Source organism: Pseudomonas wuhanensis (assembly GCF_030687395.1).
Classification (GTDB): domain Bacteria; phylum Pseudomonadota; class Gammaproteobacteria; order Pseudomonadales; family Pseudomonadaceae; genus Aquipseudomonas; species Aquipseudomonas wuhanensis.
The window spans coordinates 3,762,053-3,773,856 of record NZ_CP117430.1 but is presented as its reverse complement, the minus strand read 5'-3'; the positions used below and the strand labels follow the sequence as shown (position 1 = coordinate 3,773,856).

At 59.2% G+C, this 11,804-nt stretch carries 9 protein-coding genes and 1 pseudogene; 7 read left to right on the top strand and 3 right to left on the bottom strand.

Annotation, left to right across the window (positions count from 1 at the left end; translation table 11 throughout):
* Positions 1-32: 32 nt before the first annotated feature.
* Complete coding sequence (locus tag PSH88_RS17120) at positions 33-605, top strand: cytochrome b (RefSeq protein WP_305421658.1); 573 nt, start codon at positions 33-35, stop codon at positions 603-605.
* On the opposite strand, the gene PSH88_RS17115 is transcribed toward PSH88_RS17120, so the two are convergent.
* The 3 genes from PSH88_RS17115 to PSH88_RS17105 form a co-directional block, all read right to left on the bottom strand.
* The gene (locus PSH88_RS17115; protein WP_305421657.1) at positions 586-1,689 is read right to left on the bottom strand and encodes a DNA alkylation repair protein; all 1,104 of its coding nucleotides are present in this window, start codon (positions 1,687-1,689) and stop codon (positions 586-588) included. The genes PSH88_RS17120 and PSH88_RS17115 overlap by 20 nt on opposite strands.
* A 144-nt stretch (positions 1,690-1,833) precedes the next feature.
* Positions 1,834-3,642 (bottom strand): monovalent cation:proton antiporter-2 (CPA2) family protein, encoded by a 1,809-nt coding sequence (locus tag PSH88_RS17110; protein ID WP_305421656.1) that lies wholly within the window; start codon positions 3,640-3,642, stop codon positions 1,834-1,836.
* Positions 3,643-3,759: 117 nt separating this feature from the next.
* Positions 3,760-4,650 carry a LysR family transcriptional regulator gene (locus PSH88_RS17105; RefSeq protein WP_105345608.1) on the bottom strand — a complete coding sequence of 297 codons (891 nt, stop codon included), beginning with the start codon at positions 4,648-4,650 and terminating at the stop codon, positions 3,760-3,762.
* A gap of 159 nt (positions 4,651-4,809) precedes the next feature.
* On the opposite strand from PSH88_RS17105, the gene PSH88_RS17100 reads away from it, so the two are divergent.
* The 6 genes and pseudogenes from PSH88_RS17100 (at position 4,810) to PSH88_RS30495 (ending at position 11,803) form a co-directional block, all read left to right on the top strand.
* On the top strand, positions 4,810-5,892 hold the full coding sequence (locus PSH88_RS17100; protein ID WP_305421655.1) for a 4-oxalomesaconate tautomerase: 1,083 nt from the start codon (positions 4,810-4,812) through the stop codon (positions 5,890-5,892).
* 47 nt (positions 5,893-5,939) lie between these two features.
* The gene (gene dctA / locus PSH88_RS17095) at positions 5,940-7,259 is read left to right on the top strand and encodes a C4-dicarboxylate transporter DctA (protein WP_305421654.1); all 1,320 of its coding nucleotides are present in this window, start codon (positions 5,940-5,942) and stop codon (positions 7,257-7,259) included.
* Between the two features lie 136 nt (positions 7,260-7,395).
* Entirely contained in the window at positions 7,396-8,700 is a 1,305-nt protein-coding gene (locus PSH88_RS17090; protein WP_305421653.1) for a CitMHS family transporter, read from the top strand.
* A 95-nt stretch (positions 8,701-8,795) separates the two neighbouring features.
* Positions 8,796-10,049 (top strand): OprD family porin, encoded by a 1,254-nt coding sequence (locus tag PSH88_RS17085; protein ID WP_305421652.1) that lies wholly within the window; start codon positions 8,796-8,798, stop codon positions 10,047-10,049.
* 80 nt (positions 10,050-10,129) lie between these two features.
* Positions 10,130-10,897: pseudogene (locus PSH88_RS30500) on the top strand (cache domain-containing protein); the annotation flags it as partial.
* A gap of 84 nt (positions 10,898-10,981) precedes the next feature.
* Complete coding sequence (locus PSH88_RS30495; RefSeq protein ID WP_370694706.1) at positions 10,982-11,803, top strand: methyl-accepting chemotaxis protein; 822 nt, start codon at positions 10,982-10,984, stop codon at positions 11,801-11,803.
* The last annotated feature ends 1 nt before the right edge of the window (position 11,804 follow it).

Genomic DNA, 11,804 nt, shown 5'->3' with positions numbered 1-11,804 from the left:
GGCAGCCGCCACTGATCTTCACGAGGCCCTGTATGACCCGAGATTCAGCAGTACACCGGTATGGAAAACTCTCGATCACCTTGCACTGGCTGATGCTGGCGCTGTTCGTCGGCGTTTATGGTTGCATCGAGATTAAAGGGCTACTGCCCCGTGGAAATGATTTGAGGGGCCTTTTCCTGGGGCTGCACGGCGTATTCGGGTTGAGCATTTTTGCGCTGGTCTGGGTTCGCTTGCTCGGGCGCCTCACGCCCCGGCCACCGATTACCCCGGCCCCGCCCACCTGGCAGACGGGCGTCTCGCACCTCATGCACCTTGCGCTGTATGGGCTGATGATCGCTACGCCGCTACTGGCCTGGTTGATGCTGGCCGCCGGGGGCAAGCCGATGCCGTATTTCGGTTTTTTTATGCCGGCGCCGGTGGCGGTGGATCCCGATCTGGCCAAGCAACTCAAGCATTGGCATGAATTGCTTGGCAGCACTGGCTACTGGTTGATTGGTTTGCATGCAGCGGCGGGGTTGTTCCATCACTACTGGGTCCGCGACAACACGCTCACGCGCATGCTGCCCGGGGGCTCTGGTGTGGGCGTCAATGAGCGTCAGCGATAATTCGGAATTGGGTGCTGGCCAAGCGTTCGCCATTTACCAGAATGTGCACCGCGTGCTGGCCGGCATAGTGCCTGCGGGTGGTCAGTTCCTTGATGTGCTGACTGCGGCTGATGGCTTCGCTGGCCTTGTCGGACAGCGTGAGGGCTTTAAGTTTGAACACCTTTGCCGAGGTGCTGCCGTTGGCTTTGACATAATCGATCGCGTAATCGATCACCAATCGCTGACTGTCCGGGACCGTGGACTTCACTCTGAAAGACAGGGTGATTTTCTCACCCAGGCGAATCACCGCCGGTTCGACCTTCACGTCAATGATTTCAACCTCGGGCTTGCCGCCTGCGCCAATGATTGCCAGCGCCCGCTTGTTACCTTGTTTGATCAAACTGCGCAGCGCGTGTCTGGCGATCCACGCCGTATGCTTGTTGTCCAGCGACCAACCCTCGATCAGCGCCAGGACCCACTCGGGATGATCCTTGGTGATGTCGTTGAGGTGGTTGGCCACGGATTTGCGCACGTAGAGGCTGTCGTCGGCCTTGAGGTTGTCGAGGATCGCAGCCGCCAGTGTCGGGTCGGCCTGGACTTGTTCCAGGCGGAACGACCATGGCAGGCGCGGTCGGCTACCTTCGCTCGCCAGGCGCCGGACGTGTTCGTTGTCATCCAGCGACCAATCGTGCATCAGCGCCAACGAGCGTTCGATATCGCTGCGCAGAAAGTGCCGAATCGCGAATTCCGATGAGCCGAAGGACGTGAAATATTTGAGCGCATTCATCGACAGGTCGAACGTATGAGTGCCGTAGGTCGCGACGTAATGCGGCAAGAACATGCTGACGAAGGCGCTGTTCAGGCGCGGTGCGAGGGCACGCAGGACGTCCAGGGATTCTTCATAATCGAGTGGCAACACCGCGTGCAGGCATTCACTGACGCGGGCCATGCGTTGCATGACTGACAATTCCGCCAGACCGGTTTTGGCCAGTTTCAGGAAAGCCTTGGCATCGAAGCCGGGATAGACCGCGGTCATCTCGGTGGCGATGTGCGCGAGGCGTTCGGCGTTGAAGATTTCCTTCAGGGCGGGGGAGTCAGTAGCCATTGTGGATTCCTTGGTTGTTGTTATTTATCCGATACACCGCGTTATCGTTCATCGCGGGCAAGCCCGCTCCCACAGGGATTTGTGGTGCTACATAGCTCCACTGTGGGAGCGAGGCTTGCCCGCGAAGAGGCCCTCACCGTCACCTCAAACCTTACCCGCTTCCTCTTCCAGCTGATCCGACTCAAACAATTTTGCCAATTCCGCCCGTGCTTCCTGCGCGGTCTGCATCACCTTGGCCGCATCGTCATACACCGCGTGCTGAGCTTCCAGCACCTGTTCGTCGTGATGGGTAAAGCGCTTGATCCGTGCATCCGCCTGGGCTTGTGTCAGCCCCAGTCCAACCAGGGTGCGCCGGGTCATTTCCAGGCTGGAGTAATAGGTTTCCCGCACCGCCTGCGCCCCGACATCCACCAACCGGTGCACATGCTGACGGTTACGGGCGCGAGCGATGATTTTGATGTGCGGATAGAGCCTGTGCACCACCTCGGCCGTCTTGATATTGGTGTCCGGATCATCGGTGGCGATCACGAAAAACTCCGCTTGCTCGACCTTGGCCGCACTGAGGATTTCCGGGCGCATCGGGTCGCCGTAGAACACCGGCACGCCGCCGAAGCTGCGGGACAGTTCGATGGTTTCCACCGACGTGTCCAGCGCCACGAACTTGATGTTCTGCGCCCGCAGAATCCGCGCCACGATCTGCCCCATACGGCCCATGCCGGCGATGACCACGCGGGGTGTGTCGGTGTCGATTTCGCGAAACTTCTGCGGTACCTCCACCGGTTGCACCTTGGGTTTGACCAGCCGTGCGCAGGCCAGCAGCAACAGCGGTGTCAATGCCATGGACAGGGTGATGGTCAGTACCAGCAAGTCGTACAGACGCGGTTCGAACAAGCCCTGATCCCGACCGATCTTGAACACCACGAAGGCAAATTCACCACCGGCCGCCAGCACGATCCCCAAACGAATCGCATTGACCTTGCCCAAGCCTCCGGCCAGTCGGCCGACCACAAACAGCAGCGGCAACTTGATCGCGATCAGCAGCAGGGTCAACCCCAGCACCGCCAATGGCGTGCTTAGAAGCAGGCTCAAATTCGCACTCATGCCGACGCTGATGAAAAACAGCCCCAGCAGCAGGCCCTTGAACGGCTCGATCTGCGCTTCCAGTTCGTGGCGGTATTCGGAGTCCGCCAGCAGCAAACCGGCGAGGAACGCGCCGAGTGCCATGGACACGCCGGCCAGGTCCATCAGCCATGCCGTGCCGATGACCACCAGCAAGGCCGTGGCAGTGGACACCTCCGGCAGACCGGTCTTGGCCACCACGCGAAACACCGGTCGCAATAGATAGCGCCCGCCGATCACCACCACCGCAATACTGCCCAGCACCCGCAAGCCATGGTTCACATCTGCGGTGGCGCTGCTGGTGTGATCACCGCCGGCCAGCAGCGGCACCATCGCGATCAACGGGATCGCGGCGATGTCCTGGAACAGCAAAATCGCGAACGCCAACCGCCCATGGGGGCTGGTCAATTCCTTGCGCTCGGCCAGGCTTTGCAAGCCAAACGCAGTGGATGACAACGCCAGGCCCAGGCCCAGCACGATGGCACTGTTCAGGGACTGGCCGAACACGAATAACGCCAGCACGCCAATCACCGAACCGGTCAGCAACACCTGCGCCAGACCCACGCCGAACACCGATCTGCGCATCACCCACAAGCGTCGTGGCGACAGCTCAAGGCCGATGATGAACAGCAACAAAACCACCCCGAGTTCGGAAATATGGAGGACGCTTTGCGGGTTGCCGATCAAACCCAGCACCGAAGGCCCGATGATCACCCCGGCAAACAGATAGCCGAGCACCGCCCCCAGTTGCAGGCGCTTGGCCAAAGGGACGGTGAGCACCGCCGCGAACAAAAAGACGACAGCGGCTTGTAAAAGGTTGCCTTCGTGGGGCATGACGAACTCCTGGGTGGTGCAGGCGAGAGCGGCGCTCGCCCGATTTTCAGCGGGGCGTCAGGATAAAGGCTGGCGTCTGTTCAGTCAGCAACGAGGTTGTTGATCGAACTCCATGGTTCAGTGGGGCCATTGTTCGAGCAGAATCGAAACGAACTTCTCCGCCGCTGGCGATAACGATGCGCCCCGACGGTACACCAGGCCAAGTGTCCGGTTTACCACGGGGTCAGTCAGCGGGATGCTCACCAGTGTCGGGTGATCCGCCGCCGGCATCGCAAGGCTCGGCATGGCGGAAACCCCTAGTCCGGCTTCGACCATGCCCAGCGAGGTGGACAAATGCTGCACTTCATAAAACCACTGCGGACGCCAGCTCAGGCCCGACAGGGCGTGGTCCAGCAACATGCGGTTGCCGCTCAGGCGACCGACGCCGATCAACCGGTAATCGCTCAGTTCTGACCAGGTCACGGACGTCCGCTGGGCCAGTTCATGGTCACGACGGCAGGCCAGGACGAAGGGTTCGTTGACCAGTGAAACGAATTCGATGTCCGGGTGCTGGCCGCTCATCATGTTGATGCCGAAGTCAGCTTCCCCCCGCAACACTGCTTCGAGCCCTTCATTGGCGCTGAGGTCGAGCAAGCGGATGCGGATTTTCGGATAGCGCTGGTTATAAAGACGAATCACCGACGGCAGAAAGTAAAACGCAGCGGTTGGAATGCAGGCCAGGGTCACCTGACCGATTTGCCGTTCGGCCAATTCACGGATGTTCAGGATCGAATCGTCGAAGTCATCCAGTAATCGACGAGCCTTGGGCAGGAAGTCGCGGCCGACGCTGGTCAGGCTGACCTTGCGTGTGGTGCGATCAAGCAACGTAGTCCCTAAACCCTCCTCAAGTTTTTTTATCCGTCGGCTCAAGGCTGGTTGTGACAGATGCAGTGCATCGGCAGCTTCGTGAAAACTCCCCAGTTCGGCGATTTTCACGAAAGATCGGATGTCCTGAAGCTCATATTCCATGTTCTATCTCGTCGGAGGAGGGCGCTGAATCACGGTAAAACTTTCTTTTGTGAAACGCAATAATTGCTCCGATCTTTGCATTGGAAACACAATTACTTCCCTGTCACTCTTGTTTGCAAGACATCAATTACCCCGATTGATCAACAAGAGTTAGTGACCATGCAACGAATTCCTTGTGTGCTAATGCGCGGTGGTACCTCAAAGGGACCGGTATTTCTCGCCTGGGATCTGCCGGTTTCGGTTGAAGAACGCGATGAGTTGCTGCTCTCGGTGATGGGCTCCGGTCACGAACTGGAGATCGACGGCATCGGCGGTGGCAGCCCGCAGACCAGCAAGGTCGCCATCGTCAGCCCTTCGTTGCATCCCGATGCCGATGTCGATTACCTGTTCGTTCAGGTCATGGTGTCCCAGCGTCGGGTGGACACCGCCCCGAACTGCGGCAACATGCTCTGCGCGGTCGGGCCGTTTGCCATCGAGCAGGGTCTGGTCAAGGCGGCCGGTGAGCTGACTCGCGTGCGGATTCGCAATCTCAACACCGGCACCTTCGTCACCTCTGACGTGCAGACACCAGACGGCAAAGTCAGCTATGAAGGCGACACCGCCATCGATGGCGTGCCTGGCACCGCGGCACCGGTTCAACTGACATTCCTTGACGCGGCGGGCAGCAAGACCGGCAAGCTGTTTCCAACCGGCAGCACCCAGGACTGGTTCGACGACATTCCGGTGACCTGCATCGACATGGCCATGCCGATGCTGATCATCGAGGCGCGTCACCTGGGCAAACGCGGCGATGAAACGCCGGCCGAACTGGACACCGACAAAGACTTTATGCGCCGTCTCGAGGCTCTGCGACTGCGGGCCGGCACGGCCATGGGCCTGGGCGACGTCAGCGACAAGGTCATCCCCAAACCTGTGCTGGTTTCACCGGCCAAGGCCGGTGGCACGTTGCAGGTTCGCTACTTCATGCCGCACAACTGCCACCGAGCCCTGGCCATCACTGGTTCCATCGGTCTGGCCACGGCATGCGTCAGCAAAGGCAGTGTGGTTGCGCAGATGCTCGGCAATACCGATGGGCCGCGTCTGCAACAGGTGCGGATCGAGCACCCGAGCGGCGGCATCGATGTCGTATTGTCCTACACCGGTGAGAACGGTGAGACAATCCGCGCCTCCGTTGTTCGTACCGCCCGAAGGCTGTTTTCCGGCTTTGTGTATGCCCCGGTTTCCCAACGGCTCGCCGGGTAGCCTTCCCGCGCAGTCACTGTCGTTTTTGCATCAGAACAATTCTAAAAATGGGTGATGCCATGAAAGTTGTTAAATCGCTCTACTTCCAGATCCTCTGCGCCGTGCTGCTGGGCGTCGTGGTCGGGCACTTCTGGGCTCAGCAGGCCATTGCCCTCAAGCCGTTGGGTGATGCCTTCATCAAGCTGATCAAAATGATGATTGCGCCGGTGGTGTTCTGCACCATCGTCACCGGCATCGCCGGGATGAGCGACAAACGCTCCCTCGGTCGCTTGCTGAGCAAGACCATGCTGCTGTTTCTCGGGCTGACGGTGATCAGTCTGATCATCGGCCTGGTCGCGGTCTATGTGTTCAAGCCGGGTGTGGGCATGAACATCGATCCGAGCCATTTGAGTACGGCGGGCCTGTCTCAATACACCGAGTCTGCGGCGAAGCTTGGGGTGGTCGAGTTTTTCATGCACATCATCCCTGACACCTTTATAGGTGCGTTCAGTAAAGGTGAAGTGCTGCCGGTGCTGTTTATCGCGGTGCTGTGCGGTTTCGCCCTGTCTTCCCTGGGTGAACGTGGCAAGCCAGTGCTCGACGTACTGGAAGCGGCATCGCAGATGGTCTTCAAGATTTTTTCCTACTTGATGCGTTTTGCGCCGATCGGTGCCTTCGGGGCACTGGCGTTCACCGTCGGACAGTACGGCATCACCTCGCTGGGTTCGCTGGCGAAGTTGATCATGACCTTGTACGTTGCCTGCGCCTTCTTCGTCTTTGTGGTGCTGGGAAGCATTTGCCGCGCCCACGGCTTCAGCCTGTGGAAGCTGCTGCGTTACCTGCGTGAAGAGTTCCTGGTGGTGCTGGGGACTTCCTCCACTGAGCCGGTCATGCCACGCATGCTGGAGAAACTTCAGGCCCTGGGTTGCAGCAAGGGGGTAGTGGGGCTGGTGCTGCCGACGGGGTACTCGTTCAACCTCGATGGCACGGCGATCTACCTGTCTCTGGCGGCAATTTTCATTGCCCAGGCCTGCAACATCGATCTGACCATGACCCAAACCTTGACCATGCTGGCGATCATGCTGCTGTCGTCCAAGGGCGCGGCAGGGGTGACTGGCAGCGGTTTCGTGGCACTGGCTTCCACGCTCACGGTCATCCACGACATTCCGTTGGCAGGCCTGGCGCTGTTGATCGGGATCGACCGTTTCATGTCCGAGGCGCGAGCCCTGACCAGCCTGGCAAGTAACGCCGTGGCGACCGTGGTGATGTCGATCTCCGAGAGCGCCTGCGACCGTCAGGTCTTGCTCGATACCCTGGACGGTAAAACACCGGCTGTCCCGGAGGGCGATCAAACCTGGGACCCCGTCGGGACCCCCACGCACATTTAGTACCGCGTAAGCGCTGCAAAAACTAACCTTTTAACTACCTGCTGCCGGGCGTCGCTGATCGCGTCGCCTGGCGGGCTCGGGGTCGTTCGCCTGCGCATCGGCCACGCACTCCATAACAACAAGAGAGAGTTGCCCTATGCTCGCCTTACTCGGCTTGGCCATGGTGGTTGTGTTCACCTTTCTGATCATGACCAAGCGTCTGTCACCGATCGTTGCGTTGACCGTTGTTCCGATCGTCTTTGCGGTGATCGGCGGTTTTGGTGGAACCACCGGCAAAATGATGCTCGACGGTCTGAAAATGGTTGCCCCGTCGGCAGCGCTGCTGCTGTTCGCAATTCTGTTTTTCGGTTTGATGATCGACTCGGGGCTGTTCGATCCGCTGATCCGCAAGATTCTCAAGCGGGTCAACGGCGACCCGATGAAAATTGCGGTCGGCACTGCGCTGCTGTCGCTGACTGTCGCCCTGGACGGTGACGGCACGACCACATACATGATCACCTGCGCGGCGATGCTGCCGTTGTACAAGCGCATCGGCATGAACCCGATGATTCTGGCGACTATTTCCATGCTCTCGCTGAGCATCATGAGCGGCATGACCCCTTGGGGCGGCCCGGCGACCCGGGCGATCGCCGCGCTGGGGCTGGATGCCGGGGCGTACTTTGTTCCGTTGTTGCCCACCATGATCGGCGGCGCTGCGTGGGTGGTATTCACCGCGTTCCTGCTGGGCCGCGCCGAGCGTAAACGCATTGGCAACGTCCAGCTGCAAAGCGGCGGGAGTGATTGCTACATCAAGGCGATTCTTGAGGACACGCCGCACAAACGCCCGAAACTGGCCTACGTCAACCTGTTGCTGGTGACGGCGGTGATGGTCGCGCTGGTGATGGGGCTCATGCACTCGGCAATCCTGTTTCTGATTGGCTTCGTGCTGGCGCTGATGATCAACTACCCGCAGCTGGATATTCAGAAGGAGCGCATTCTCGCCCACTCCGGCAATGCCATGACCGTGGTACTGCTGGTGTTCGCCGCGGGCATCTTCGCCGGGATTTTCTCGGGCACCAAAATGGTCGACGCATTGGCGCAAACTCTGGTGGACTGGATTCCACCGTCCTGGGGGCACCTGTTTCCGCTGGTGGTGGCGATCACCAGCATGCCGTTGACCTTCGTGCTGTCCAATGATGCCTATTACTTCGGTGTGGTACCGATCCTCGCCAACGCGGCGGCAGCCTACGGGATCGACCCGGTGGAAATCGCCCGGGCGTCGATTCTTGGCCAACCGGTGCACTTGATGAGCCCGCTGGTGGCCTCGACCCTGTTGCTGGTGGGGATGGTCGATCGCGACCTGGGCGACTTCCAGCGCGCCACCTTCAAATGGGCGGTGCTCACTTCCCTGGTGGTCACAGCTTTAGCCCTACTGACCGGGGCCTTGACGCTGTTCGCCTGATTCATCCCTGACTCGCCACTTAATAAAACTTCACGCGTCCGATGGAGGACGCGCGGTCACGTGCATCCTTAAAACAACAATATGAGTAGTTCGACATGACCCACTTTCTGACTCGCGGGGCTTTTCTTCCTCTTCTGGGCGTGTTGCCGATGGCCACTGCCGGTGCGAGTGATTTCATCGACGACAGCAAGTTGAAGTTGCAACTGCGTAACGTCTATATCAACGAAAACTTTCGCGATGAGCATGGCTTGAGTGCGCGTTCGGCCAGAACCGCCAAAAGTGAGCGCACCGAGTGGGCTCAGGGTTTCCTGCTGGATTTTCAGTCGGGTTTCACCCCCGGCACTATCGGTTTCGGGGTCGACGCATTGGGGCTGCTGGGGGTCAAACTTGATTCCGGGCGTGGCCGCAGTGGCACCGGTCTGTTGCCGGTGCACGATGACGGTCGCGCCGCCGACGAGTTCGCCAGTGCCGGGGCTACGGCCAAGGTCAAACTGGCCAAGACCACCCTCAAATACGGCACTCTGCTGCCCAAAACGCCGGTACTGATCTACAACGATGCGCGTTTGCTGCCGCAGACCTATGAGGGGGGGCAAGTTACCAGCACCGATATCGAAAACCTGACCCTGACGGGCGGTCATCTGGACCGATTCAAACTGCGCGATTCCACCGACAGCGTGTCGATCGTTCCTGACGGTTACTCAGGCGATAAAGGTGGCGATTTCACCTACGCCGGTGGTGATTACAAACTCGGCAAGAACACCCGTCTGAGTTACTTCTACGGTGAGCTGGAAGACTTCTATCGGCAGAATTTTGCCGGCATCCAGCATGATCTGCCGTTGGGCCCCGGGGTGTTGACCGGTGACCTGCGCTATTTCAACAGCAAGGATGCGGGCCGTTCCTACGCCTCGAAAATTGATAACGACATGCTCAGCGGCCAACTGTCCTACGCGGTGGCGGGGCACACCTTTGGCGGCGGTTATCAACAACTCAGCGGTGACGCCGGGCTGCCGTACATCAGCGGTGCGACGGTGTACTCGTTCAGCAACGTCGGCATCGGCAAGTTCATCGAAGAGGACGAGAAGACCTGGATGCTCAGTTACGGTTACGACTTTGCACCGGTGGGCGTGCCTGGCTTGACGTTCATGACCCGTTATCTCAAAGGCAACGATGGCAAGTCCGACACCAACATCAAAGAGTCCGAACGCGACACAGAACTGGCCTATGTGGTCCAGAGCGGCACATTCAAGGGGCTTGGCGTGAAACTGCGCAACTATGTCTACCGTTCGGACTTCGCGCGCGGACGTGACAGCAACCGGATCTATTTCACTTACGACATTGCTCTCTGGTAACGGCGCCGGAAGGTGCTCGCAGCAGGTTGCGGGCGCCTATTCAGTTAGCAGTCCAGGTCGCGCGGCGAAGGAAACCGGATATGTCATTTAAACGAAAAATACTGCTGCTCACCTTACTGCCCGTGGCGTTGTTCGCAGTGGTACTGAGTATCACCACCAGCAAGATCCTGCTGTCGTTGGCGGAGCAGGAAGTCACGCAAACCCGCGATCGGTTGCTGGCCGAGAGTCGGACCAGGCTCGAAGATTATGCAAGCATCGCCCGCAGTTCCATAGCAGGGTTGTATAACAACGCAAACAGTGGCGACCTGCAAAGTCGGGCCCTGGCTATCAGCCAACTGTCGAAAATGAAGTATGGCGATGACGGCTACTTCATCGGCTACGATAGTCAAGTCGTGCGCCTGTTTCGCGGTGAAAGCAGCGAAGGTGTGGGTACCAACATGAGCGATCGCAAGGACCGCGACGGGGTTTATCTGAATCGCGAGATGGTCGCGGCAGCAAAGAACGACTCGCACTACGTCAACTACGCCGGGGCCTTGGTCAATACCGATAAAGTTGTGCCGAAACTGGCCTACAGTTTTTTCCTGCCCAAATGGGACATGGTAGTGGTCACTGCCGTCAATCTGGACAGCATTGAAACCCAGGTGGCGCAGGTTCGTGCGGACATCGACCGACGGGTGAGCAGTATTGTTTACGGGATCGTCATGGTGGCCGTGGTGTTGCTGGCAATTATTGGCGTATTGGCGCTGCTATTGGTCAATGCCGGCCTGCGACCGCTGACGCTGATCCGCGACAGTCTTGACGAGATTGCTGCCGGTGAGGGGGATTTGACCCGACGCTTACCCGTCGGCAGCCAGGATGAGTTCGGCCAGTTGGCCGGTTCATTCAACGCTTTTATCGGCAAAATTCATGGGTTGGTCAGTCAAATCGTGGCAATGACCGGGCAATTGAGCAACGCTGTCGGGCAAGTGGCCAATCAGGCCCGGCATATGGACCTGGCCATGGAGCAGCAGCGTCAGGAGACCGATCAAGTAGCGGCGGCGATCAATCAAATGTCGTCGGCGGCGCAGGAAGTCGCGGTCAGTGCTCAGAGTGCATCGGACGCGGCCATGGAAACCGATCAGCAGACTCGACGCGCCCGGCAAGTGGTCGACGGCAGCATTGCTCGTATTCAGGGACTGACGTTGGACCTGGGACGCAGCGGTGCGTCTCTGGACAGCCTGCAAAGCGACGTTTCGGCGATTGTCACGGTGCTCGATGTCATCCGTTCGATTGCCGAGCAGACCAATCTCCTGGCCCTGAATGCGGCCATCGAGGCCGCCCGTGCCGGTGATGCCGGGCGAGGTTTTGCGGTGGTTGCCGACGAGGTACGTGCTCTTGCCAGTCGTACCCAACAAAGCACCCAGGAAATTCAGGCGATGATCGAGCGACTCAAGCGAGCCACCAACACCGTCGTGACCTCAATGCATCAATCCGGTGAAGCCGGGGAGGGGGCCAGCACTCAGGCTCATCAGGCCGGTGAGTCGCTGGGCAACATCGTCGAATTAATCGCCACTATCAACAGCATGAACGCGCACATCGCCAGTGCTGCGGAGGAGCAAACTTCGGTGGCGGAGGAGATTAACCGCAGCGTGCATCAAATCGCCCGGGCAATCGACAGCGTTGCCGATGAAACCCAGCGTGGCGTGCAGACGGTCAATGACCTCCACGGCATCGGGCACGGCCTCGAAGTCCTGGTCAAACAGTTCAAGATCTGAG

Bases quoted from the DNA above. Each gene is read 5' to 3' on its own strand.
- PSH88_RS17120 (WP_305421658.1), top strand. From the start codon at position 33: ATGACCCGAGATTCAGCAGTACACCGGTATGGAAAACTCTCGATCACC.
- PSH88_RS17115 (WP_305421657.1), bottom strand. From the start codon at position 1,689: ATGGCTACTGACTCCCCCGCCCTGAAGGAAATCTTCAACGCCGAACGC.
- PSH88_RS17110 (WP_305421656.1), bottom strand. From the start codon at position 3,642: ATGCCCCACGAAGGCAACCTTTTACAAGCCGCTGTCGTCTTTTTGTTC.
- PSH88_RS17105 (WP_105345608.1), bottom strand. From the start codon at position 4,650: ATGGAATATGAGCTTCAGGACATCCGATCTTTCGTGAAAATCGCCGAA.
- PSH88_RS17100 (WP_305421655.1), top strand. From the start codon at position 4,810: ATGCAACGAATTCCTTGTGTGCTAATGCGCGGTGGTACCTCAAAGGGA.
- dctA (WP_305421654.1), top strand. From the start codon at position 5,940: ATGGGTGATGCCATGAAAGTTGTTAAATCGCTCTACTTCCAGATCCTC.
- PSH88_RS17090 (WP_305421653.1), top strand. From the start codon at position 7,396: ATGCTCGCCTTACTCGGCTTGGCCATGGTGGTTGTGTTCACCTTTCTG.
- PSH88_RS17085 (WP_305421652.1), top strand. From the start codon at position 8,796: ATGACCCACTTTCTGACTCGCGGGGCTTTTCTTCCTCTTCTGGGCGTG.
- PSH88_RS30495 (WP_370694706.1), top strand. From the start codon at position 10,982: ATGACCGGGCAATTGAGCAACGCTGTCGGGCAAGTGGCCAATCAGGCC.